The 24,059-nt window shown below is 58.6% G+C and carries 27 protein-coding genes; 15 read left to right on the forward strand and 12 right to left on the reverse strand.

Annotated features, from left to right (window positions below):
* Positions 1-81: 81 nt before the first annotated feature.
* On the reverse strand, positions 82-819 hold the full coding sequence (fabG, locus tag G502_RS0104545) for a 3-oxoacyl-[acyl-carrier-protein] reductase (RefSeq protein ID WP_022727477.1): 738 nt from the start codon (positions 817-819) through the stop codon (positions 82-84).
* Between the two features lie 31 nt (positions 820-850).
* A complete protein-coding gene (fabD, locus tag G502_RS0104550; RefSeq protein WP_022727478.1) occupies positions 851-1,807 on the reverse strand; it encodes an ACP S-malonyltransferase in 957 nt (318 codons plus the stop codon).
* A 356-nt stretch (positions 1,808-2,163) separates the two neighbouring features.
* On the opposite strand from fabD, the gene rpsF reads away from it, so the two are divergent.
* The 13 genes from rpsF (at position 2,164) to G502_RS0104615 (ending at position 14,042) form a co-directional block, all read left to right on the forward strand.
* A complete protein-coding gene (rpsF, locus tag G502_RS0104555; protein ID WP_022727479.1) occupies positions 2,164-2,577 on the forward strand; it encodes a 30S ribosomal protein S6 in 414 nt (137 codons plus the stop codon).
* A 1-nt stretch (position 2,578) separates the two neighbouring features.
* Positions 2,579-2,836 (forward strand): 30S ribosomal protein S18, encoded by a 258-nt coding sequence (gene rpsR, locus G502_RS0104560; RefSeq protein WP_022727480.1) that lies wholly within the window; start codon positions 2,579-2,581, stop codon positions 2,834-2,836.
* Positions 2,837-2,856: 20 nt separating this feature from the next.
* Positions 2,857-3,483: a 50S ribosomal protein L9 gene (gene rplI / locus G502_RS0104565; RefSeq protein WP_022727481.1), complete on the forward strand. Its 627-nt coding sequence runs from the start codon at positions 2,857-2,859 to the stop codon at positions 3,481-3,483.
* A 236-nt stretch (positions 3,484-3,719) separates the two neighbouring features.
* On the forward strand, positions 3,720-4,949 hold the full coding sequence (locus G502_RS18655; RefSeq protein WP_040487693.1) for an SAM-dependent methyltransferase: 1,230 nt from the start codon (positions 3,720-3,722) through the stop codon (positions 4,947-4,949).
* 109 nt (positions 4,950-5,058) lie between these two features.
* Positions 5,059-6,582, forward strand: coding sequence for a replicative DNA helicase (locus G502_RS0104575; RefSeq protein WP_022727483.1), 1,524 nt, complete (start codon positions 5,059-5,061; stop codon positions 6,580-6,582).
* Positions 6,572-7,678, forward strand: a complete 1,107-nt coding sequence (gene alr, locus G502_RS0104580; protein WP_022727484.1) for an alanine racemase — start codon at positions 6,572-6,574, stop codon at positions 7,676-7,678. The genes G502_RS0104575 and alr overlap by 11 nt, the downstream gene beginning before the upstream one ends.
* A complete protein-coding gene (locus G502_RS0104585; protein WP_026989067.1) occupies positions 7,678-8,451 on the forward strand; it encodes an MlaE family ABC transporter permease in 774 nt (257 codons plus the stop codon). Before alr ends, G502_RS0104585 begins: the two co-directional genes overlap by 1 nt.
* Positions 8,448-9,212, forward strand: a complete 765-nt coding sequence (locus G502_RS0104590; RefSeq protein ID WP_022727486.1) for an ABC transporter ATP-binding protein — start codon at positions 8,448-8,450, stop codon at positions 9,210-9,212. Before G502_RS0104585 ends, G502_RS0104590 begins: the two co-directional genes overlap by 4 nt.
* A gap of 6 nt (positions 9,213-9,218) precedes the next feature.
* A complete protein-coding gene (gene radA, locus G502_RS0104595) occupies positions 9,219-10,613 on the forward strand; it encodes a DNA repair protein RadA (RefSeq protein WP_022727487.1) in 1,395 nt (464 codons plus the stop codon).
* Between the two features lie 9 nt (positions 10,614-10,622).
* A complete protein-coding gene (locus tag G502_RS18660) occupies positions 10,623-11,270 on the forward strand; it encodes a CvpA family protein (protein WP_022727488.1) in 648 nt (215 codons plus the stop codon).
* Positions 11,271-11,287: 17 nt separating this feature from the next.
* Entirely contained in the window at positions 11,288-12,745 is a 1,458-nt protein-coding gene (gene purF / locus G502_RS0104605; RefSeq protein ID WP_022727489.1) for an amidophosphoribosyltransferase, read from the forward strand.
* 24 nt (positions 12,746-12,769) lie between these two features.
* A complete protein-coding gene (locus G502_RS0104610) occupies positions 12,770-13,327 on the forward strand; it encodes a DUF2937 family protein (RefSeq protein ID WP_022727490.1) in 558 nt (185 codons plus the stop codon).
* Positions 13,284-14,042 (forward strand): SDR family NAD(P)-dependent oxidoreductase, encoded by a 759-nt coding sequence (locus G502_RS0104615; protein WP_022727491.1) that lies wholly within the window; start codon positions 13,284-13,286, stop codon positions 14,040-14,042. The genes G502_RS0104610 and G502_RS0104615 overlap by 44 nt, the downstream gene beginning before the upstream one ends.
* 57 nt (positions 14,043-14,099) lie before the next feature.
* Here the strand turns inward: G502_RS0104615 and der are convergent, their stop codons facing one another.
* The 3 genes from der to G502_RS0104630 are packed head-to-tail and all read right to left on the reverse strand — an operon-like array spanning position 14,100 to position 17,447.
* Positions 14,100-15,452: a ribosome biogenesis GTPase Der gene (gene der, locus G502_RS0104620; protein ID WP_022727492.1), complete on the reverse strand. Its 1,353-nt coding sequence runs from the start codon at positions 15,450-15,452 to the stop codon at positions 14,100-14,102.
* 9 nt (positions 15,453-15,461) lie between these two features.
* Positions 15,462-16,793 carry a PQQ-binding-like beta-propeller repeat protein gene (locus G502_RS0104625; protein ID WP_022727493.1) on the reverse strand — a complete coding sequence of 444 codons (1,332 nt, stop codon included), beginning with the start codon at positions 16,791-16,793 and terminating at the stop codon, positions 15,462-15,464.
* Between the two features lie 9 nt (positions 16,794-16,802).
* On the reverse strand, positions 16,803-17,447 hold the full coding sequence (locus G502_RS0104630) for a tetratricopeptide repeat protein (RefSeq protein ID WP_022727494.1): 645 nt from the start codon (positions 17,445-17,447) through the stop codon (positions 16,803-16,805).
* A gap of 270 nt (positions 17,448-17,717) precedes the next feature.
* Here G502_RS0104630 and G502_RS0104635 point away from each other — a divergent pair, with 270 nt between their 5' ends.
* Positions 17,718-18,062 carry a DUF2794 domain-containing protein gene (locus G502_RS0104635; RefSeq protein WP_022727495.1) on the forward strand — a complete coding sequence of 115 codons (345 nt, stop codon included), beginning with the start codon at positions 17,718-17,720 and terminating at the stop codon, positions 18,060-18,062.
* Between the two features lie 13 nt (positions 18,063-18,075).
* On the opposite strand, the gene G502_RS0104640 is transcribed toward G502_RS0104635, so the two are convergent.
* The 7 genes from G502_RS0104640 to G502_RS0104670 all read right to left on the reverse strand — a co-directional run bounded on the left by G502_RS0104640 (position 18,076) and on the right by G502_RS0104670 (position 23,231).
* Positions 18,076-18,855 (reverse strand): sulfite exporter TauE/SafE family protein, encoded by a 780-nt coding sequence (locus G502_RS0104640; RefSeq protein WP_022727496.1) that lies wholly within the window; start codon positions 18,853-18,855, stop codon positions 18,076-18,078.
* The gene (locus G502_RS0104645; RefSeq protein ID WP_022727497.1) at positions 18,852-19,310 is read right to left on the reverse strand and encodes a YeeE/YedE family protein; all 459 of its coding nucleotides are present in this window, start codon (positions 19,308-19,310) and stop codon (positions 18,852-18,854) included. Before G502_RS0104645 ends, G502_RS0104640 begins: the two co-directional genes overlap by 4 nt.
* Positions 19,310-19,726 (reverse strand): YeeE/YedE family protein, encoded by a 417-nt coding sequence (locus tag G502_RS0104650; protein ID WP_022727498.1) that lies wholly within the window; start codon positions 19,724-19,726, stop codon positions 19,310-19,312. Before G502_RS0104650 ends, G502_RS0104645 begins: the two co-directional genes overlap by 1 nt.
* Before the next feature lie 36 nt (positions 19,727-19,762).
* Positions 19,763-20,089, reverse strand: coding sequence for a metalloregulator ArsR/SmtB family transcription factor (locus tag G502_RS0104655; RefSeq protein ID WP_026989071.1), 327 nt, complete (start codon positions 20,087-20,089; stop codon positions 19,763-19,765).
* A complete protein-coding gene (locus G502_RS0104660) occupies positions 20,089-21,000 on the reverse strand; it encodes an MBL fold metallo-hydrolase (protein WP_022727500.1) in 912 nt (303 codons plus the stop codon). The genes G502_RS0104655 and G502_RS0104660 overlap by 1 nt, the downstream gene beginning before the upstream one ends.
* A 114-nt stretch (positions 21,001-21,114) precedes the next feature.
* The gene (locus G502_RS0104665) at positions 21,115-21,549 is read right to left on the reverse strand and encodes a hypothetical protein (RefSeq protein ID WP_155957788.1); all 435 of its coding nucleotides are present in this window, start codon (positions 21,547-21,549) and stop codon (positions 21,115-21,117) included.
* Positions 21,546-23,231: a hypothetical protein gene (locus tag G502_RS0104670; protein WP_026989072.1), complete on the reverse strand. Its 1,686-nt coding sequence runs from the start codon at positions 23,229-23,231 to the stop codon at positions 21,546-21,548. Before G502_RS0104670 ends, G502_RS0104665 begins: the two co-directional genes overlap by 4 nt.
* Positions 23,232-23,418: 187 nt before the next feature.
* On the opposite strand from G502_RS0104670, the gene G502_RS0104675 reads away from it, so the two are divergent.
* Complete coding sequence (locus G502_RS0104675; protein ID WP_022727503.1) at positions 23,419-24,057, forward strand: LysE family translocator; 639 nt, start codon at positions 23,419-23,421, stop codon at positions 24,055-24,057.
* The last annotated feature ends 2 nt before the right edge of the window (positions 24,058-24,059 follow it).

The raw sequence follows: 24,059 nt of genomic DNA on the forward strand, positions 1-24,059 counted from the left end.
GGTATAAACTGCTTGCCAACGCTCCCGATCATTCACGGCACGACTTTGTATCCTGCCCGGGGCATCAGGAACCCAAGGCGGCTATATCATGGCCATCCCACCATTAACATGCAAGGTTTGCCCCGTCATATAGCCGGCTTCCTCGCTTGCAAGGTAGACACAGGCCGCCGCAACATCCTGAGGAGACCCCAGCCTTCCCGCAGGAATCGAAGCCAGCATCCTCTCTTTCTGGTCTTCATTCAGGACATCGGTCATTGCCGTCTCGATGAACCCTGGCGCCACGCAATTGACCGTGATCCCGCGCGTTGCCACTTCTCCAGCCAGGGACTTGGAGAACCCGATCATTCCGGCCTTTGAGGCAGCATAGTTGGTTTGTCCCGGATTTCCTGTCACCCCGACAATGGACGTGATTCCGATAATCCGCCCCCAGCGATTCTTCATAAGCGGCTTAAGAGCCGCACGGCTCAACTGAAAGGCCGCCGTCAAGTTGACGGCCAGGACCTGTTCCCACTCCTCGTCCTTCATGCGCATGGCCAGATTGTCCCGTGTCAGGCCCGCATTGTTCACAAGAATGTCAAACCCACCGAGAGCCTCGCTCACTTGGCCCGGCAGAGCCGCCACAGCCTTTGCATCATCCAGAGCACAAGGCAGAACCGATGTCCCCTCGCCCATCTCGGCTGCAAGCGAATCAAGCGCTTCGCGCCGCGTGCCGGAAAGGGCCACCTTGGCGCCGCGCTGATGCAGGGCACGTGCAATGGCGCCGCCAATCCCGCCGGAAGCGCCCGTGACCAGTGCCACACGTCCTGTCAGGTCAAACATGTTCCGAGCCTTTCTTGCTATTGCATGATTCCTAGAGGCTTTTCAGGAAGGCCTCTATATCCTCCGGGGTCCCGACCGCCGTTCCCTTGAGCTCGCGATCAATCCGTTTTGTCAGTCCACTCAGAACCTTCCCTGCGCCCAGTTCCACAATGGATTCCACGCCCGCCGCTTTCATGGCCAGCATGCTTTCACGCCAGCGGACCATTCCGGTCACCTGCTCGACCAGTAAACGTCGCAGGGTTTCCGGCTCCTGTACGGGCTCCGCAGTGACATTGGCAACGAGCGGCAACGGCGGGACGGCAAAGACCACTTCAGCCAGTGCTTCCGCCATTACATCGGCAGCCGGTGCCATCAATGGGCAGTGGAACGGAGCGGAGACTGGTAACAGCACACTGCGCTTTGCGCCGGCTTCACCCGCCAGCTTCACGGCACGCTCCACGGCCTCCTTGTGACCACTGATCACAATCTGCCCTGGCGCATTGTCGTTTGCTGCGGTGCACACCTGGTGATTGCCGTCTTCGTCCTTTGCAGCCTTCTCCGCAATCTCCTGCACAGTTGGCATTTCGAGTCCCAGCAAGGCCGCCATGGCGCCGGTGCCGACAGGCACGGCTTGCTGCATGGCCTGCCCGCGCTTCTTCAGAAGGCGGGCTGTCTCCGCAAGGCTGAGAGTCCGTACAGCGGCCAAGGCTGAGTATTCGCCGAGTGAATGGCCGGCTACATAGCTGGCCTTGTCGAAAAGGGAGAACCCTCCCTCTTCCTCGATCACGCGCACGACGGCCAGACTTGTTGCCATCAGTGCAGGCTGGGCGTTCTCGGTCAGGGTCAGCTCATCGGCCGGGCCCTCGAACATCAGGCGAGAGAGCTTCTGGGAAAGCGCGTCATCCACTTCCTCGAACACCATGCGAGCCGCAGGAAAGGCCTCGGCCAACTCCCGGCCCATCCCGACACTCTGGCTGCCCTGACCGGGAAAAACAAAGGCGCGCTGCATGGAATACCCCGTTTCTGTCTGTTCAGAATTCTTGCCCTCTTTCAGGACAGTGATGGCTACTGATAACGCCGCACATAATACTGTCAAGCCAACGAGAAAACCGATACTTGGCTGGAATCCATAGCTTCCTGCCCGACAACAGGCTCATGCCGCATTTTGCTATGCTTCCAACGCTTGCAGACAGCCACAAGAAATGTATAGTGCGCGCCTTCAGACTCAGACGTGAAAATCTGGATCTCCTTGCCGGTTCCCTCTCTTTGTCGTGATTGCGTGAATGACGGGATCGGCTAGGGCCGGAGCGCCGCCGAAATCATTTTCGGGGCACCGGGCCGTTAACAGCCGTAAGGAGCACCTATATGCCGTATTATGAAAGCGTGTTCATTGCACGCCAAGACATCGCTGCGGCCCAGGTGGAAACGCTTACAGACGAATTCGCTCAGTTGATCAAGGATCAGGGCGGCGAAATCGCCAAGCGTGAATACTGGGGCCTCAAGAACCTCTCCTTCAAGATCAAGAAGAACCGCAAGGGGCACTATGTCCTCTTCAGCCTGGATGCACCCTCCTCTGCCATCCACGAATTCGAGCGCGTCATGCGCTACAACGAGGATGTGCTTCGCTACATGACCGTGAAGGTCAAGGAGCTGGATCCCGAGCCGTCCCCCATGATGCAGTCGCGCGATGAACGTGGCCGTGGCGGACGTCGTGATGATCGTGGCCGCGAAGATCGCGGTCGTGGCGGTGGCCGTCCCCCACGTCGGGAGGAGAATTGATATGAGTGTACAAGTCGTTAGCCGTGGTGGCGCACCGCGTCGCCCCTTTTTCCGTCGTCGCAAGTCCTGCCCCTTCTCCGGCCCCAACGCACCGAAGATCGACTACAAGGACGTGCGTCTGCTGCAGCGCTTCATATCTGAACGCGGCAAGATCGTCCCGAGCCGCATCACGGCCGTTTCCAGCAAGAAGCAGCGTGAGCTTGCACGCGCTATCAAGCGCGCGCGTTACCTCGGGCTTCTGCCCTACACCATCAGCTGATTGCTGAGCGGGAGAGAACAATGGAAGTTATTCTTCTGGAACGCATAGAAAATCTGGGTCAGATGGGCGACGTCGTGAAGGTTCGCCCGGGTTTCGCCCGGAATTTCCTGCTTCCTCAAAGCAAGGCCCTCCGGGCCAACGAGAAAAATCTTGAGGTCTTTCGCCAACGGCGAGCTCAGCTGGAAGCAGAGAATCTCAAGCGCCGTCAGGAGGCCGAAGAGGTCTCCAAGAAGCTTGATGGCCTTCAGATCATCGTCATTCGCCAAGCTGGCGATTCCGGACAGCTCTACGGCTCGGTCTCTTCGAAAGACATTGCCGAAGCCATCACGGAAGCCGGCGCAACGGTTACACGTAACCAGGTTATTCAGGACCGTCCCATCAAGTCCCTCGGCCTGCACGACATTCGGGTGCGTCTGCATCCGGAAGTCTCCATAGTCGTAACCATCAATGTCGCCCGCTCCGAGAGCGAAGCCGAGCTGCAGCAGAAGGCCGGCAAGTTTGTCAGCTTCGAGGAACAGCAGGCTCAGGAAGAAGCTGCGGAAGCGGAAGCCCTCGAGCGTGCAGCTGAAGCTGAGGAAATTGAAGCGGAAGCTGAAGCCGAGGCTTCACAGGCAGAGGTCGACGAAGAGCAAAAAGAGGTCAACTGAGCCTCTTTCTTCGATTTCGAGCGATGTTCTCAAGCATGAAAATGGCGACCGGTCCCGGTCGCCATTTTTTTCCTTTGTCGAATCCATGCGGCCTCCTCCTCTTGCGTTTTCCTTTCTAAAAGGCAAATAATCAAAGTGGCGTGACGACGCGAGTCGTTGAAAGGACAGGAATGCTTACGGACAAATTGGTGAGGGGCATCACCATTCTGTCCGTTTTGAGATCATGGAGCCTGAAAATGCTGTTCAAGAGCATGCTGGCAAAGATGGTACAAAAAGGCACCATCCGCCTTGTTGACGCAGAGGGGAAAACGGAAACCTATGGTTCGGGCGAGGAACCCAGCTGCACCATTCGTTTGCACAGGAAATCCCTGGAATGGTCGCTGGCCATCAATCCGGCCCTCCGTGTTCCGGAAGCCTACATGGAAGGCACCTTGACGATGGACGAGGATGTCCGTCACGTGCTGCATGTCGTTTTTTCAAACTACAGCAATCTGGAATCCCAAGCCCTGTTTCAGGCCACCAATGACCTGTTTCGTCAAACCAGACGCTTGAAACAATTCAATCCAATCGGCAAGGCGCAGAAGAACGTCGCCCATCACTATGACCTGTCCAGCGAACTCTACGACCTGTTTCTGGACAGTGATCGACAGTATTCCTGTGCCTATTTCACTGACCCGAACAACTCACTTGAGAAAGCGCAGGAGGACAAGAAGCGGCATATCGCAGCCAAGCTGCTGCTCAATCAGCCGGACCTGAAGGTTCTTGATATTGGTTCCGGCTGGGGTGGAATGGGCCTCTACCTGTCACAGGTCGCGGATTGCGATGTGACCGGTGTGACCCTGAGCGTTGAACAGCACAATCTGAGTGAAGAACGCGCCGCTGAGGCAGGTTTGTCAAACCGCTGCCACTTCCAACTGGAAGACTACAGGAATGTAAAGGGGTCCTTCGACCGAATCGTCTCAGTCGGGATGTTCGAGCATGTGGGCAAGGGGAACTATGAGGAGTTCTTTACGAAGGTCCGTGACCTTCTTGATGACAACGGTGTCTGCCTGTTGCACACCATTGGCCGCCTGGACCAGCCGGCTCCCATAAATCCTTTCATCCGCAAATACGTCTTTCCCGGCGCCGACCTGCCTTCGCTTTCCGAGGCAACGGATGTTATCGAGAAGAGCGGCCTGATCACGACAGACATTGAGATCCTCCGCCTGCATTATGCGGAAACCCTTCGCAATTGGTACGAACGCTTCCAGAAGAACCGCAAGGAAGTCGCCCGAATCTACGACGAACGTTTTTGCCGTATGTGGGAGATGTACCTGGCCGGAAGTGAAATGGGCTTCCGTTACGAGGGCCTTTGCGTATTCCAGATCCAGCTCACCAAGAACCTCGAAGCCGTACCCCTGACTCGTGACTACATATACGAGTGGGAAAACAAGGTTCAGAACCTGGAAGTCCGGGCTGCCGAATAACGCACCTTCCCCAGCGGGGAGATCAGGGTAAAGTTATCCCCGTTAATTTATGTTATCCACAGGCCTGAAGGTCACGCCAAGGCTGGACGGAACTGTTACAGTCAGGATCATGGAAGCACAGAGCAGCCCACATCTTAGTGCCGTTTCGGGCGCGGACTCCGCTTTGCCGGAACGCATGCCGCCCAGCAATCTAGAGGCGGAACAGGCCTTGCTGGCGGCAATGCTTGCCAACAATCATGCTTACGAGAAAGTCGCGGGCTTCCTGCAACCGGACCATTTTACCGATCCGGCACACGCACGTCTTTTTGAAGCTTGCCGCACCTTGATCGAACGCGGCCAGTTGGCCACAGCGATCACGCTCAAGAATCACTTCGAGCAGGACGGCGCACTGGCGGAAGTCGGCGGTGCCAAGTATCTGGCCGAGCTGCAGGCCTCATACGTGAACATCGTCGATGTGAAGCATTACGGCCGTATCATCCACGACCTTTATCTGCGTCGTGAACTGATCGACCTGGGTGAGGATATCGTCAACAAGGCCTACGAGCATTCCCTGGACTCCGACGCCTTGCAGCAGATCGAAGGCTCTGAAGAAAAACTCTACCGACTGGCCGAAACCGGTCTGTCCGAAGGTGGACTGCAAGGCTTCGGCAATGCCCTCAGCGAAGCCGTCGGCCTGATCGAGGCCGCCTATCGGCGGGATGGGAACCTGGCCGGCGTTTCGACAGGTTTCACCGATCTGGACAAGCTACTTGGCGGATTGCATAAGTCGGATCTGCTGATCCTTGCGGGTCGGCCTTCCATGGGCAAGACAGCACTTGCCACCAATATCGCCTTCAACGTTGCACGCTCCAAGCGGATTGAGCGCGACGAGAATGGCCAGGCCTATGAAGTTCCCGAAAGCGTTGCCTTCTTCTCGCTGGAAATGTCGGCCGATCAGTTGGCAGCCCGCATTCTCTCGGAACAGTCGGGCGTGCGCTCGGATTCCCTGCGCAAGGGTGAAATCAACCAGGAGGAATTCGAAAGCATCTTCGAAGCCAGCCGGAACCTTCAGAACCTGCGCCTGTTCATTGACGATACACCGGCCATCAACATTCCGGCCCTGCGCACCCGCGCACGCCGCCTGAAGCGTCAGCACGGCCTGAGCCTGATTGTGGTGGACTACCTGCAGCTCATGTCCGTTCCGGCAGGAACCCGTTCCGACAATCGCGTGCAGGAAATTTCCGACATCACGCGTGGCCTCAAAGCCCTGGCCAAGGATCTGGACGTGCCGGTCATTGCGCTTTCCCAGTTGAGTCGCGCTGTGGAGCAACGCGAAGACAAGCGGCCACAGCTGGCAGACCTTAGGGAATCAGGGTCCATCGAGCAGGACGCCGATGTGGTGATGTTCGTCTATCGCGAGCAGTACTATCTGGAGCGCGCCGAGCCTGTTCACCGCGAAAATGAGGCCGAAGACAAGTATCAGGAGCGCTATCAGCGCTGGCAGCAACGCTGTGAAGCGGCCTACGGACAGGCAGAAGTCATTGTCGCAAAGCAGCGTCACGGCCCGATCGGCATTCGGACCCTGGCCTTCGACGGCGACACCACACGCTTCAGCGACTTCATACCCGACGATCACCTGCCCGATGTGCGCTGATGTCCCGGCCCGTGCGGGCGCCCTTCTCACAATAGACCTGACGGCCCTTCAGCAGAACTATCGCCGATTGGCTAATCAGGCAGCACCAGCGCGCTGCGCAGCGGTCGTAAAGGCGGATGCCTACGGTTTGGGATTGGACCAGGTGGCACCCGCACTGGCGGAAGCCGGCGCCAATACCTTTTTCGTGGCCCTGCCCGAGGAAGGGATGAGACTGCGCAGCCTCCTGCCCGATGTAACCGTCTATGTGCTCAGCGGATATTTCCCCGGGGCGGAAGCAGATTATGCCGAGTATCAGCTTCGCCCCGTGCTCAACAGCCTCGGCGATATCGAGCGCTACAGACAGGTTGTGGAAGATCACCCGGTTCCTGCCAGCCTTCATCTGGATACCGGCATGAATCGGCTGGGACTGTCCCGTGCGGAATGGCACAAGCTCCAGGAACATCCAGAATTGATAGAGGGGCTGGATCTGCGCTTGCTCATGAGCCATCTGGCCTGTGCGGAAGATGACGCACACCCGATGAACGCCGAGCAGTTGGAGCGCTTTCGCCAGATACAGGCATTCCTGCCGGAAATACCGGCCAGCTTGGCCAATTCATCAGGCCTCTTTCTGGGGCCGGACTACAGTTTCCAACTGGCCCGACCTGGAGTGGCCTTATACGGCGCCAACCCGACCCCGAGCCAGCCTTCACCGATGCAGCCCGTCGTACGGCTCAACACTCGAATCCTGCAGGTGCGCGAGATTGATTCAGGCGAGAGCGTTGGCTATGGTGCGACCTACACGGCAGATGCGCCTCGGCGTGTCGCCACAATTGCGGCAGGCTACGCCGATGGATTACACCGCGCGCTGTCCAATACAGGTCGGGCCTGGATGGAAGGATATGAATTGCCGTTTCTGGGCCGCGTTTCCATGGATCTCATAACACTGGATGTCAGCAATCTACCGCCAGCCCTTGCCCGGGCAGGCCAAAGCGTGGATCTTCTCGGCCCGGATCAGGACGTTGACGGACTGGCCGAGCAGGCTGGAACCATCCCCTATGAGATCCTGACAAGCCTCGGTCGCCGTTATCACAGACACTATCTGGACCACACGACGTGATTCCCATCCTTACGCCGCTGGGTCGGACCTTTCTTTCCTTCCTTCAGGTCACTGGACGCCTGGTGATATTCTCAGGGCGTGCCCTTTCTCACTGCGTCCGTCCCCCCTTCTACCCCAGGCTCATCGCACGCCAGATGATCGAGATCGGGTATTACTCGCTGCCTGTTGTTGGTTTGACAGCCATATTCACCGGCATGGTCCTGGCCCTGCAGAGTTATACCGGCTTCGCCCGTTTTTCGGCGGAAAGCGCCATTCCCAACGTTGTTGTCGTCTCCATCACCCGTGAACTCGGGCCGGTTCTTGCCGGCCTGATGGTGGCTGGACGCATCGGCGCGGCCATCGCTGCCGAAATCGGGACCATGCGGGTTACAGAACAGATTGATGCCCTCAAGACCCTGGCCACGAACCCCTTCAAGTACCTGATTGCCCCGCGGCTGATCGCCGGCATGACGATGCTGCCGGTACTGGTTCTTATTGCGGACATTATTGGCGTCTTTGGCGGTTATCTGGTCTCCATCTACAGCCTGGGCTTCAATCCCAGCAACTATATCAACAACACCATGGACTTCCTGCACGCCCAGGACGTCATTTCAGGACTGGTGAAAGCCGCCGTTTTCGGCATGCTGGTCACATTGATGGGTTGCTATCACGGCTATCATTCCCGTGGCGGCGCACAGGGCGTTGGACGTGCAACCACGAATGCCGTGGTCTCTGCCTCGATCCTGATTCTCTGTGCGAATTACATTGTCACCGGCCTATTCTTCGACCGATGAGCAGCACCGCAATAGAAATCCGGGACCTTCACATCTCGTTCGGCAGCAACCATGTCCTGCGGGGAGTGAATCTGGATATTCCCAAAGGCAGTTCGCTTGTCGTGATTGGGGGATCCGGCAGTGGCAAGTCCGTTCTTTTGAAATGCATTCTCGGAATCCTCCAACCTGATTCCGGAACCATCCGCGTCAATGGAGAAGAAATCACGGAGCTCTACGGCCGAGCTCTGGACAGTTTTCGCACCCGCTTCGGAATGCTCTTCCAGGGCGCAGCCCTGTTCGATTCCCTGCCCGTCTGGGAAAATGTTGCCTTCTATCCCCTGCACAGCCAGGGAGTGTCCCGCAAGAAGGCGCACGAGGTCGCTTTGCGTTTCCTTGCCAACGTCGGTCTCGATGCCGATATAGCCGAACTCTATCCTGCGGAACTTTCAGGCGGTATGCGAAAGCGCGTCGGACTGGCCCGTGCCATTGCAACTGAACCGGACGTGATCTTCTTTGACGAGCCGACAACGGGCTTGGATCCCATCATGGGCGACATGATTGACCAGTTGATTCGCAAATGCATTACCGAGTACGGCTTCACCGGTCTGACAATCACCCATGACATGGCGAGTGTGCGGCGCATTTCCGACGAGGTCGCTCTGCTTTATGAGGGGCGCATCGTATGGAAAGGTCCCACGGAGACACTGGACCACCCCGACAACCCCTACGTGGAACAGTTCGTGACCGGACAAACGGAAGGCCCCATCCAGGTGCAGTTCTGATCGATCATGGCAAAGCGCCAAACCCAGTATGTCTGCCAATCCTGCGGAAGCTTCCATCCCAAATGGAGCGGCCGCTGCGATAGCTGTGGTGAGTGGAACACCCTGGCAGAAGAGATGGTCCAGCAAGCCACCCCCGGGGGTCTTAAATCCAAGGGGAATGCAAAAGGACGTGAGGTTGAATTCGTTGCCTTGAAGGGAACGGGCGCCACGCCGCCCCGTTTCATTTCCGGCATCGGTGAGTTCGACCGTGTCTGTGGCGGTGGCCTCGTCCCAGGATCCGCCGTCCTGGTCGGTGGTGATCCCGGTATCGGGAAATCGACATTGTTGCTTCAGGTGACAGCGGCTCTGGCAGGCGAAGACAATGCTCAAGTCTGTGCCTATGTATCGGGTGAGGAAGCGGTGGACCAGATCAGGTTGCGGGCTTCACGACTGGGACTGACGGACTCCCGGGTACAGCTGGCCGCTGAAACTTCGGTGCGCGACCTGGTCGCCACTTTGGATCGGCCAGACCCGCCACGCATTGTTGTCATCGATTCCATCCAGACCATGCACGTGGACAACATGGAATCCGCCCCCGGTACAGTCGGGCAGGTTCGCGCCTCGTCCCAGGAATTGATTCGTCTGGCCAAGAAACGCGGATTCTGCCTTCTGCTGGTCGGTCATGTGACCAAGGACGGCATGATTGCCGGTCCCAAGGTCCTGGAACACATGGTCGATTGCGTCCTGACCTTCGAGGGCGAACGCGGTCATCAGTTCCGTGTCCTTCGCTCCGTCAAGAACCGCTATGGCGCCACCGACGAGATCGGTGTCTTCGAGATGGTGGACGAGGGCTTGAGTGAAGTCGCCAACCCATCGGAACTGTTTCTGGCAGAACGCAGGGGAAACATATCCGGGGCATCGGTCTTTGCAGGCCTAGAAGGGACACGTCCGGTGCTGGTGGAAATCCAGGCTCTGGTCAGTCCCTCCCCCCTTGGAACGCCCCGCAGAACGGTCGTCGGATGGGACAGCGGACGCCTGGCCATGGTTCTGGCCGTCCTGGAAGCACGCTGTGGCCTTGTGATGGCGGGTAAGGACGTATATCTGAATGTTGCAGGCGGGTTGCGGATCAATGAACCGGCTGCAGACCTAGCCGTGGCCGCTGCACTGGTATCCGCAGCCAGCGACACGGCTGTGCCCGAGGAGTTCGTGGTGTTTGGGGAAATCGGCCTGTCTGGAGAAATCCGGGCAGTGAGCCAGACCGAGGTCAGATTGAAGGAGGCTGGAAAGCTGGGCTTCACACGCGCACTGCTGCCTCCACGTCGAGGGCGCAAGCTGACACCGCCGCCCGGTATAGAGCTCCAGGAAGTTGCGCACCTTCAGGACCTTGTCGCTCACATCGCCGCCGGTTCGGGAAAAGACTAGAGAAGGCTCATGGACAACCTGCCGATCAATGCCGTCGATCTCGCAATACTGATCGTGGTCCTCCTCTCGGGGCTACTGGCCTTCAGCCGGGGGCTCGTCCATGAATTCCTGGGCCTTATAGCCTGGGTCGGCGCCGCTTTGGTTACCCTTCATTTCTTTCTACCCGCACAGGAGGTCGCACGTGATATCATCGCGATCGAAATACTGGCGGACATTGCAGCCGGACTGGCACTGTTCCTTGTGGCGCTGTTCTTCTTCTCGATCATTTCACGCACAATCGGTAAGCGTGTCCGGGAGAGCAGCATAGGTTTTCTGGATCGTTCCCTCGGGCTTTTGTTCGGCATTGCGCGCGGCGCCCTTATCGTTTGTCTGCTCTGGCTGGTCTTTGCCTGGCTGATGCCGCCGGCCGATCGCCCGCAATGGGTACAGAATGCCCGGGCGTTGCCGATGCTGGAAGATGGGGCCGACCTGATCCGGGAAATTGTCCCCAAGGAACTGATGTTGCCCGGTGAAGACACAGGGAAGAGCAAAACCGTCAATCCGGTTCCCCCGTTACAGCCGGGAACCGGTGACAATGGCTCCACAGAAGAAGAGTCAGGTGGATATACCGATGATACACGTCGCGAATTGAATCGGCTGATGGAGCAGCAGCAATAGAGATGGAAGACACCACGATGAGCAGGCATCCCTTCGACGATGACCGTCTGAACGAAGAGTGCGCCGTCTTCGGCATCCATGGCCCCTCCGACGATGCTGCAGCCCATACGGCCTTGGGGCTTCACGCCATGCAGCATCGCGGCCAGGAGGCATCAGGTATGGTTTCCTTCGACGGAAGCCAATTCAATGCCCACAGGGACATAGGACTGGTCGGCGACATCTTCGGCAGCGAGCATGTCATGTCCCGACTGAAGGGGCATGCGGCCGTAGGGCACAACCGTTATGCCACCTCCGGCGGCACGATCATGCGCAACGTCCAGCCGCTGTTCGCGGATCTGGAATTCGGCGGCTTTGCCCTGGCGCACAACGGCAATCTGACCAATGCCAACAGCCTGCGACGTGAACTGGTGCGGCGTGGCTCGCTGTTCCAGTCGACGTCTGACACCGAAGTCATCATCCACCTGATCGCCACGGCTAAGGGCGAGAGCATCATTGAACGCATGGCCGAGGCCCTGATCGAGGTCGAGGGGGCTTATTCACTGGTGGCCTTGACCGCAGACGGCGTTATCGGCGTACGTGATCCGCTGGGTGTACGTCCCCTGGTGATGGGCCGAATTGGAGACTCCTATTTGCTGGCCAGTGAAACCTGTGCCTTCGATATCATTGGCGCTGAACTGGTGCGTGAAATCGAACCAGGCGAAATGGTGATCCTGGACGGGGGCGAACCACGCTCGCTGCGCATTTTTCCCAAGCAGGCCCAACGCTTCTGTGTCTTCGAGTATATCTACTTCGCCCGTCCGGACTCGGTTCTGGAAGGCAAATCGGTCTATGACGCACGCAAGTACATCGGCCACGAACTGGCACGGGAAAGCCCCATACCGGCCGATCTTGTGGTGCCGGTTCCCGATTCCGGCGTTCCGGCCGCACTGGGCTTTTCCGAGGAAAGCGGCCTGCCCTTCGAGTTCGGTATCATCCGCAACCACTATGTGGGACGTACCTTCATCGAACCGGGACAGGAGATCCGCAACCTTGGCGTTCGTCTGAAACACAATGCAAACAGCGCCAAACTGAAGGACAAGCGGGTCATCCTTGTGGATGATTCCATCGTTCGAGGTACCACTTCGCGCAAGATCGTGCAGATGGTTCGTGCAGCCGGCGCGACCGAAGTGCATATGCGTATTGCCGCACCGCCCATCGCGCACTCCTGCTTCTATGGCGTTGATACGCCAGAGCGTGAACAACTTATGGCCCACAAGATGACTGTGGAGGAAATGGCCGCACACCTGGACGTCGACAGCCTGGCTTTCATCTCCATGGACGGTCTTTACCGTGCCATGGGAGAAGCGAAGCGAAACGTGCAGATTCCCCAGTTCTGCGATGCCTGTTTTACCGGCGATTACCCCACACCCTTGACGGACCGGGAGTCGAGCGATGCGCCCCAACTGTCATTGCTTACGGAGCTGCAGAAGGGCTGACAGCCGCACGCGCAGCCGCCAGTCATGCTCGGGCGCCTGATCAACGCCCTGCTGGCAACCCTGGGGGCAGCGGCTGCAGGGCAGGCTCCTGCCTTTCAGGCCCAATACCGGCAACAGCTTGCCGGACGCCTGGATCAGGCTCGCCAGGATATCGCACAGCTGCTGAGAGAAGCCGAAGCAAGGGGACAGACGCCGGAACAGTTCCTGCAGCGCGCTGAACAGGAATCGGGGGCATACACCCGCATCCTGGTTGAAGATTCGCGCATCACCCTGCAGGCCTACCAGCGCCTTCAGGAAGCCTATGGCGCCTTGTCCAACAGTGATCCTGTAAGCCGCCCCTTCATACTGCTTCAACATCTTGATCCAAAGATCGCAAGTTCAGTTGCGTCCCATTTCCAGCCTGCCCTACCTCTGAATCTGGAGGGGCTAGCCTACGCCGGTATCGGACTCCTGATCGGCGTTGCTTTCGCTGCCCTGCTGGAATATGCCGGGCGCAGCATCATGCGCAGCCTAAGACGAATGAAAGGAAAGCCTTATCATGGCGGACAACACAGCAGCTCCTTCCGCCAACAAGGCCATTGAGGGTGGCAGCATGGCCGGACGCGTGGCCCTCGTAACCGGAGCTACGCGTGGTATCGGGCGTTCCGCTGCAAAGCTTCTGGCTGCCGAGGGGGCCCAGACCATACTGGTGGCACGCACCGTCGGCGCTCTTGAAGAGGTTGACGACGAAATCTGCAAGGCAGGTGGGTTGAAGCCCACATTGGTCCCACTGGACCTGAGCGAACTGGATCGAATAGATGGGATCGGTTCGGCACTTTACGAGCGATATGGCAAGCTGGACGCATTGGTTGGCAATGCGGGAAGCCTGGGCGTGCTGTCACCGATTGCCCATATTCCCCCGAAAACCTGGGAAGAAGCTTTCACCGTCAATGTGCACGCCAACTATCGCTTGTTGCGAAGCCTGGACCCGTTGTTGCGCCTGTCCGATGCCGGCCGTGCGCTCTTCGTGACCTCGGGCCAGGCCGACAAGGCAAACGCCTATTGGTCCGTCTATGCCGCCACCAAGGCAGCCCTGAATGCACTGGTGAAAAGCTATGCCGAAGAGGTAGGGAAATTCGGAATCAAGGCCAATCTTCTCTCCCCCGGCCCAATTCGGACAGCCATGCGCGCCCAGGCTTTTCCAGGCGAGGATCCGGAAAAGCTGCGCACGCCTGAACAGATAGCACCAGCCTTCCTGCCGCCCCTCTCTCCCGACTACGATAAAACCGGTCAGATCATCGACATCCCCCGTAATTGAGGACACCTGCCAGGACGCACAGGATTCAGGATGCGCAGGATTCACGATGCGCAGGATTCACGATGCATAGGGATTCTTCGATTTCTTCAGGTGGATTCGGATGGGTGTACCCGGCATGTCGAAATCCTCGCGCAGGGCATTCTCCAGATAGCGCAGATAGGAGTCCGGTAAGTCTGAGGGATTTGAACAGGATATCGCAAAGGTCGGCGGTCGGGTGCGCGCCTGTGTAATGTACTTCATGCGAATCCTGCGGCCACCCGGCGCAGGCGGTGGATGCGCGGCCGTGACATCTTCCAGCCAGCGATTGAGCAACCCGGTCGAAAGACGCTTGTTCCATATTTCATAGGCCGCCATGACGGCGTCGAGCAAGCGCGGGAGACCGCGTCCTTCCTGTGCCGAGATCGTGACCAGCGGTATGCCCCGGGTTTGAGGAAAGGAGCGTTCCAGCCGGTCACGTATGGCTCGCATCGTGCCCTGCCGATCCGTACAGGCATCCCACTTGTTCACGGCGATGATCAGTGCGCGTCCCTCATCCACCACCTGCCGTGCAATCGTCAGGTCCTGCTTTTCCAGACCAAGTCCCGCATCCAGGACAAGGATCACCACCTGGGCATAATCGATGGAGCGCTTGGTTTCGGCGACAGACAGCCGTTCGACCTTGTCATCCACACGCGAGCGCCGGCGCAATCCCGCCGTATCGACCAGCCGTATGGGCCGCCCCTTGAAATCCCAATCCACCGAAATGGCATCCCGCGTGATCCCGGCCTCGGGACCGGTCAAAAGGCGTTCTTCACCCAACAACCTGTTGATCAAGGTCGACTTGCCCACATTGGGACGCCCAACGACAGCCAGTTGCAAGGGCCCGCGATCTTCCCCGAGATCCTCGACATCACCCTCTGCTTCGGACGCCTCTTCGGTTTTGAAGAACGGGGCCAGGAACTCGTAGAGTTCATCCAGTCCCAGGCCATGCTCAGCCGACAGGGCAATGGGTTCGCCCAACCCCAAGCTGTAAGCCTCCAGGCGTCCTGCTTCTCCGGCCGCACCTTCAGACTTGTTGGCGGCCAACAGGACTGGCGTTTCCTCGCGGCGCAGCCAGTCGGCAAAGTGCTGGTCCAGCGGCGTCACACCGGAACGGGCATCGATCAGCATCAAGACCGCATCTGCGTCATGTACTGCCTGTTCAGTCTGCCGCCGCATACGGGCTTCCAGGCTGTCATCGTCCACATCTTCAAGCCCGGCCGTATCGATCACCTTGAAGTCAAGATCGAACAGATGGCCTTCACCCTCGCGTCGGTCGCGGGTCACTCCGGGACGATCGTCCACCAGCGCAACCCTGCGGCCTGCCAGTCGATTGAACAGGGTCGACTTGCCGACATTTGGCCGGCCGATAATAGCAAGGGTAAAAGCCATCTTCCTGATTCAGCGCAGGGCCACAAGTTGCCCGTTGTCGGTTACGACATATAGTGTCTCGCCAGCAATCACCGGACTAAGAGCCGCGCCTGCTGGCAAGTTGATGAGGTTTGTCAGTTCTCCGCTGCGTCCATCGTAAAGGCGCAGTTCTCCGTTGCTGCCGGCAATCACCAGATTGCCGGCGCCCATAACCGGCCCATACCAGATAATGGGATCTTCCCGGTCATCCGGATCTTCGAAACGCGGAAGTTGTGCCACCCAGCGAATGGTCCCCTCCTCGCGCAACAAGGCAACCAATTCGTTGTTGTTGGACAGGGCATAGACCATGTTTCCCGCTGACCAGGGCATCTCGATGCCGCCGACCGAGGCTTCCCAAACACGCAAACCGCGACGCTGGTCAATCGCCACCATGCGTCCCGCATTGCTGATCGCCGTCAGCAATCCGCGATCCAGTACGGGCATGCCGCGAATATGAGAAAGGTCACGGCTGCGATCCGACCGGCGGAAACCGGACAAACTGTCATCCCAGAGGGCACGGCCATTGCGGGACATCACCGAGACAATTTCCCCGGACGAAAAGGCCGCCACGACAGAACTGTCATTCGCCACGGGTGCCGCAGCACCGATGAAGGCGGTTTCCTCCTCGATGCCAGCAAAATCCCAGATACGTTCTCCACTGTCGGCATCAAAAGCATAAAGCCGATTGTCCAGTGAGATCACGTAAACATGGCCGTTGGCGACGGTGGGCGCAGCCCTCACGGGCAGGAGTGTCGTATTCTCCCACTTGATCTGGCCATTCGAAGGATCCAGCGCGAAAACTTCGCCGAATCCCGTGGTGGCGAAAAGTGTCCCGCCCTGATAGGCCAAGCCGCCACCGAACCGTCCATCGCTGTCCCGATCTCCGGAGAGGTCGACACGCCATTTCTGGCCTCCATTTCCAGCACCAAGTGCCGTGACCCGGCTACGCGAATCCATGGTATAGACTGTATCACCGACGACAATAGGCTGTGACAACAGGCGATTGCTCTCGCTGTTGCCGCTTCCGATACTGCTGCTCCAGGCCCTATTCAGCGATGCGCTCAAGGCCAGGTTCTGCAAGTCGTTCTGGGCATTCCCTCCGCTTTGCGCCCAATCGCTATTACGTACGGCGCTCGGGATCGTAATCCGGCTGTCCTGTGCCTCAGCATCAGCTTCCAGTGTGCGATCACTGTCCAGAACGGAAATTCGCTTGCCGGGAAGTGGCGGCGCTTCAGGTTCGCCGAACCAGCCGTCGAAAGTTCCACAGCCGCCAAGCAGAAGAACGCCCGCAAGGGCAAGAGTCGTCAGCAGTTTGTTGGACATCACTTGGAGTTACTCCGCAATCGTGGCTAGCATTTGAGTGGCACGCTGGCGAAGCGGCCCCGGGGCTCCGGAATCGTCGACAATGGCTTGAAGGTCTTCACGTGCCTGTTCTTCATCACCACGCTCGATGGCAGCCAAAGCCGTGACTTCCAGTGCCAGGGGACGATAGGCCCCATCCCCCTGAACCTGCTCGGTCAGCATGTCTTCCGCGCGCTGATAGTCGCCCAGATCAAGCCTGTATTGTGCAGCCTGGACCAAGGCGGCATCACGCCAAAGCTGTGGTGCCGAGCTTCCGGCAACCTCTTCCAGGGTTGCGGCCGCCTGCTCGGGATTTCCACTGTCCGCCTGCAAGCCTGCCTGCTGGAAGGCGGCAAGGATACTGTAGGCGCCCTCGCCTCCAGTTGCGATCTTTTCGAAGGCCTCGATCGCAGCCGTGGGATCCTCCTCAGCCTCGACCCCCTGGCTGGCGACGAAATAGCGCTGGGAAGATTCGGCTCTTTGCTGCTGCTGCCAGTACTTCCAGCCCTCTGTGCCAGCCACGGCTAAAACGACCACGGCAACGGCCAAGCCTATATAGACGCCGTACTTCTTGAAAAACGTCATCCATTGGTCGCGACGGACCTCTTCATCAACTTCGCGGAAAATATCGCTCACGACAGCCCCTCGGCTTCAATATTCATTGTAACAGGACCACACTTTAGCCAACCGCATGGTCCTGCCCTGATCTCTGCCGGTTCACACCCTGCCGGCAACCGGGCTGCAACATAGCTTGCCTGCCCCGGCTTGATAAGGAAAATTGCGCATGAATTATAAGTCCATACAAGCACGGCGGCCAAAGGGGCCACAGGCATCACCTGTGGACGCCCGCCGGTAAATACGAGACACTTCACACGCTGATCATTGGCAAGAGAAGGCAGGCGGTTCATGGCAAAGGTGGTGCGGCTCGAAGACATTCGGATCGACCGCAAGCAACGCGCCACGCCGCTCTATTTCAACAGGTCAGAGCTGGATGCCTTGTTGTCGCTGTACAGTCACCAGGTATCCGATGGCGCGTGGCGGGACTACGCCATAGACCATCGTCCGGGAATCGCGCTTTTCTCGATCTTCCGTCATAGCTTCGATCGTCCGCTCTACACAATTGCCAAGCGCATGCAGACCACGGGCAACCAGCCTGAATACATGTTGTTCGATAGCCAGAAGATGCTGGCCCGAAAGGGGCGACTCCAGGATCTTCTTACTTATTTCCGCAAGAAACTGGAAGCAGTCTGAATCAGGAATGATATCAGGCCAGCAGCGCCCCTGCGTTGCGATAGAGCATATAGCAGGCAACAATAATGATGATCCCGGCGAACAGCCTGTTCAGGACATTCTTGTAGCTTGAAAGATGATTGGCCAGCAGAGTTCCGATAAGTCCACCAAGGATGCCCCCGGCAAGGAATTCAGCGGCTACGCGCCAATCAATCAGACCCGACAGGGAATAGTTGATCGCCGTTGCCAAACCAAAGGCTCCAACTGCCAACAGAGATGATCCAATCGCTTCTATGATCGGCATGCGCGTGGCCAGGATCAGGGCAGGCACAATGAGAAAACCGCCGCCAATGCCGAAGAAACCGGAAGCAAGCCCCGCAAGAAGCGCAAGGAAGCCCGCAAGGATACAGTTCCTAAGTGTAACGAAAGGCCCCTTCATGATTGAAGGCTTTCCAGGCTTCAGCATCAGGACGGCTATCACCAGCATCAGCCCCGCAAACAGGGCCATCAGGCTTTCTCCGTCCGTTGCCTTACCCAGGCTGGAGCCTCCAATGGCTCCCAGGGTGCCGATAGCACCAAACACGAGCGCGCAGGGCCAACTGACATTCCCACTGCGCAGATGATAACCGAAGTTGATGAAGGCGTTGACCGAAACAGCCAGAGCACTGGTGCCAATCGCCACATGAGGCGGACTTACCCCCACGAGATAAAGGAGCAAAGGTGTCGCCAGGATGGAACCGCCCCCGCCAATCAATCCAAGCGTCAACCCGACCAGCAGGCCAGAACCAACGGATGGCAATGCTTCCAGAATCATCGTGCGCCCGCACGTCCACCTAGTCCGCGCGCTTGCCGAGACTGAAAGAAACGATCATGGACAAACATGCCGAGCAGCATGGCAACGACAAAGAGAACTATGTCCGTGTAGCCAGCTCCAAGATTGGCTATAGCCGGGCCGGGGCATAGACCGCCCATCCCCCAACCGATCCCGAAGATGCCGGCGCCAATGAGCAACCGCCTGTCGACCTGCCCCCTGCCGGGAAGATGATAACTGTCGTCCAGCAATGGCTCAGGCAGCCTGCGTGAAAGCAGAACGCCAAGAGCAGATACGAAAACAGCGCCGCCCAGGACAAATGCCAGGCTGGGATCCCATTCACCCGCAATATCCAGGAACCCGCGTACGCGCTCGGGGTCCATCATTCCTGAGAGAGCCAGACCGAAACCGAACAGCGTTCCCGCTGCCAGTCCTGCCAAAAGGCGAAGGATATGCATCACAGCAACCCTCCCATACGCAGGAACAGAACAGTCAGCACGGCGGTCACCATAAAGGTTGCCACAGCGGCAATGGACCGCCGGGACAGGCGCGCCAGACCAACAACACCATGACCGCTGGTACAGCCGGACCCCATGCGGGCCCCAAAACCGACTAGCAAGCCAGCCAGCAGCAGAAGTGGCAGAGGATTTTCCAGACGCACCTGTGGCCATTCTTCGAACAAGTAGAGATAACCCATTGGGCCCAGAATCAGGCCCACCACGAAAACGACGTTCATGGCCAGACCCGGTTGTGGCGAGAGCAGACGCCCCACAATCCCGCTGACACCGGCAACACGGCCATTCAGGATAAGCAGCAGCGATGCCGACAGGCCAATCAGAAGGCCTCCGGACAAAGAAACAAGGTAGGGATGCATGTGTTTAGCTTTCTGTTAGGCACAGGGGTTCCTGCTTCAGGTCACCGATGCCGTTTGATCGTTACAGAAAATACGGTAGAGCGCCTCGATCACCTGCGCGGCCCTGTCTTCGGTCAGACGATAATGAACGTGCCGGGATTCCCGCCGCGTTTGAACAAGTCCGGCTTCGCGAAGCGTCGTCAATTGCTGGGACAGCGTGGGCTGGTGAATGCCAAGTTCGCTCTCCAGTTCAGCGACGGAGCGCTCGCCTTCCACCAGTGTGCAGACAATCATCAGGCGATTCGTATTGGCCAGGCTTTTCAGCAACTGGCTGACTTCTTCTGCACGTGCCTCAAGCTGCACTTTGTCCAAGTCTTTGCGCATCAGCTTTCCCATGGCATATCCGTGAATTGGTCCAGTGGAATCCTGAGATAACGCACATCGTTGTCCTCGGGTTCCGGCAGGCGCCCACCCCTGATGTTCACCTGCAGGGATTGAAGGATCAGTTTGGGCATGGTCAGCGTGCGGTCCCGTTCCTCGCGGAGCTGGACATAATCCTCGGCCGTCTTCCCGGCCACATGCTTGTTCTCGCGCTTCTGCTCCGCAACAGTGCTTTCCCATCGCGGTTCACGCCCATCTGGCTGATAGTCATGGCCCGTGAACAGCCGGGTTTCATCCGGAAGGGAAAGGATCTTCTGAATGGATTCCCAAAGCTCCCTGGCATCACCACCGGGAAAATCGGCACGTGCGGAACCGCCATCGGGCATGAAAAGCGTATCGTGCACGAAGGCCGTATCTCCAATCACATAAGTGATGGAAGCCGGTGTATGACCGGGACAGAGCATGACCCTGGCCTTCAGGTTGCCTATGGAAAAGCTTTCGCCATCCGTGAACAATCTATCCCATTGAGAACCATCGGCAGGAACATCCCTGAGGTTGTAGATTTTCTTCCAGAGCTTCTGGACTGCGACCACCTTCTCACCAATGGCAATCGGAGCTCCCGTCTTCTGCTTCAGGTAACCGGCCGCAGAGAAGTGATCGGCATGTGGGTGGGTATCCAGGATCCACTCAAGCTCTATACCGCTCTCGCGCACATAATCGAGTATGGCATCGGCATTTTCCGTGGAGGTGCTGCCAGCCTTCTCCTCGAAGTCCAGGACCGGATCAATAATGACTCCCTTACGGGTTTCGGGATCATTAACGACGTATTGAACGCTCGATGTCCGTGTGTCGAAGAAGGCCTTGACCACGGGGCATACCTTTCCGGCGGCGATCTTGCTTTCATCCAGTGTCATGACGCTCTCCTTATAACAATATATATTTAATTATATCATATAATATTAAATACAAGGGTGCAGAAGATCACCTGCCGAAAAAAGCGTGGCAGCTAAATCCTCTCTCTTTCAGGTTTACTGTGGCTCTCCGCTTTGGGTTTCGAAGCTGAAGCGTGACTGCACCTGCTCATGAGCCAGACCGCTATGAAGGGACAAAATGATGACCCGAGCCTCCAGGGAGTCGGGATCATCCGGAGCCGCCTGGCAAACCTGATCCAGTTCGGCCAGAGCTCTTGGCCCGTGATGCTCAGCATAGTCCGAGGACCCCAGAAGACAGTAGGCCAACACATTCGCGGCACGCGCGCAGTTCTCCTCGTCCTGGGAACCTTCCTCCTTCAGCAGTCTCAGGATCGTCAGCTTGACGGCGTCCGGGACGCCGCCAGCCACCAATCCGGCACGGTTCAGGGCATCGTCCAGCCGACGGTATTCCCTGGAGCGTCCGAAAAACGAGAAAAGACCGAACATGGGGCGGCAATAAAGCAAAGCTGGCGCGGGGACAAGACGGATCACTCCAGGCGCCGGTACTCCCAGGTCACCGCAGGTGCCCCTGGAAGGTTTTCCTCCATGTAAAGACTGTTGCCTTCGCAGGTATAACTGCGTGTGCGCAACAGGGCATCCCCGCCCTTGTCACGGCTATCCCGGATGCGCGAGACGTCGCCGTCCGGTTCGATGATATCAAGGTTCAGTTCCACCTTGGACTCGGCCTCGCAGAGCCGAAGCTCCTCTCCCTCGACGGACCAACGGCCCGCGGCCCCCATCGCCAGCAAGGTCAGGCCCTGCCACAGATCGCCGTCCTCGCTGAGAACGGAGCTCGTGCCTTCGCTGGGCGTGGGGCTCTGCTCGTAACTGCCATCGGCCTGCAGGATCAGGTAACGCTGGAGATCAGGGTAGTGCAGGTCCTCGAAGATACCCGAGTCGCGTAGCTCGCGCTCGATCGCCTTGCCATAGCCGCCCGAGACCAGCTCCCAGCCGCCGATCAGACAACGATCAGCCGTCTCTTCCCTTGCCGTCAGAAGACATCCGCGACAGGGATCCTTGCGCCCATCCAGCACGAGATGGAACCCCTCCCCCTCCTCGATGCCATAACCACCTAAGCGGAACCTTTTCGTGCTCCCCTCCTCCACCGTGATCTCCTCGGGCAGTTCATCCCAGTCTCGCGAGGTGACCTCCCTGACCTTCCATGTGCCCTTTTCCGTCACGCGCCACAGAGTCCAGTGACCGCATTCGAACTCCAGCTGCGCGCGCGCCAGCACGAAGCGATCGAAGGTGATGCTGTGTTCGCGGCTGCGATTCCAGACATGGATATCGCCGGGAAAGGGTGTGGAGGCCACGCCCCCTCCTCCAGGCTGGCGCAGGTCCTGATCCAGATAGGCCTGGGCGAAATGTTGCCAGTCGTCCGGCGCCAGGAAATGCGCGAGCGTATCCTGCTGGGCGGCCTGTCCGTCCTCGGTGGGCATGGCTGCCATCAGTTCGGCCACGGCCCCCGCACCGAAAGTCTCGGACAGCCAGAAGAAGAACACCACGCTGTCGGTTCCCAGTGCAGTCAGCGGCACATGATCCGAGAGGGCGTCGAAGCCCGCGACAAACCCCTGGCTGTGAGCGGTTCCCGGAACCACAAGATTGGCGAACCATTCGGCCGTGCCCTCGACCCACCACTCGCTGGCCGAAAGGTTCGCCTTCACCGGCATTTCCGCTTTCTGCACACAGTGGAAGAATTCATGAGCCATCGTGAAGGTCATTCCGCGCGCTCCGGTCACGCCCGGATAGACCGCGACCAGGCAGCCGTCGGAAACCTCGATAGCCACACCATGTGAATCGTGTGCGTAACTCTCTCCATCCTCCGCTTCCATCGGTAACAGATGGGAAAGCCAGATGGTCAAGTCGTCGGGCGCCAGCCGGCCCAGTCCGGACAGGGCTGCCGCGGAACGCTCGACGCTGCGCCGGACGTCACGTCGCATCACCCGCAGGTCAGCCGCCGGGAAATCATAACTGGAGACAATACGTACCTCGCGCGTCCCTCTCGGGGTATCGATGGTGAAGCGCGAGATCTCGTCGCAAGACAGGCCCGCGCCGGCCGCACGCGGATCGGCATCGGCAAGGTAATCCCCGGCCGCGCAATCATCGAAGGCGCCGGCTGTCATTGGACAGAACAGGACAAGGAACAGGAAGACAAGTCCACGACCGGCTTTCATGCGGTAGACCTCCAACCCGCCATTGCCATGTGAAGCGGCTCTCGTGCGATCCTAGCAGGAAAACGTTGGGGCTCCAGCTTTACATCTCGAGCGCGACCAACACCCAAGCGCACTTTTTGCAAGGAGGCTCTTGCCAAGAGCCAGACCCTGTGGATTGCTACAGACCATCCGAAGTAGGAGCCCTGGAATGACCCTGGAACACTGGTTTGCGTTTGTAATCGCCTCGAGCATCCTGCTCATGATCCCGGGACCGACGATACTGCTTGTCATCTCACATGCCCTCAGCCGTGGGCGTCATGCCGCCGGCGCCAGTGTCGCCGGCGTCGTGCTGGGGGACTTCACGGCCATGACCGCATCGTTGCTGGGCTTGGGGGCCCTCCTGGCCACCTCGGCCGAAGCCTTCATGGTCCTGAAGTGGATCGGAGCCGCCTATCTCGTCTACCTGGGCATCCGGCTCTGGCGCACGCCTGTTGCCCGGGAAGGTATGGAGACGGACCACAGCCCCTCTCCAAAACGCGAGAACCGTGCCGTATTCCTGAACACCTACGCCGTCACGGCGCTCAATCCGAAAAGCATCGTCTTCTTCATCGCCTTCCTGCCCCAGTTCCTCGTCTCCGGACGGCCGGTATTGGGACAGATGGCGATCCTGGAGGTGACTTTCCTGGTCCTGGCCGCGATCAATGCCGCCGCTTTCGCCTTCCTGGCCGCAGCTGCCCGCGAAAGGATCAGCCGCCCGGGCACCCGGCGCCTCCTCAATCGCACCGGCGGCAGCATGCTGATCGGCGCCGGCCTGTTGACCGCGGGCTGGAAGAGGATCGCGGAATAGGA

It is taken from the genome of Fodinicurvata sediminis DSM 21159, from assembly GCF_000420625.1.
GTDB lineage: Bacteria > Pseudomonadota > Alphaproteobacteria > Kiloniellales > DSM-21159 > Fodinicurvata > Fodinicurvata sediminis.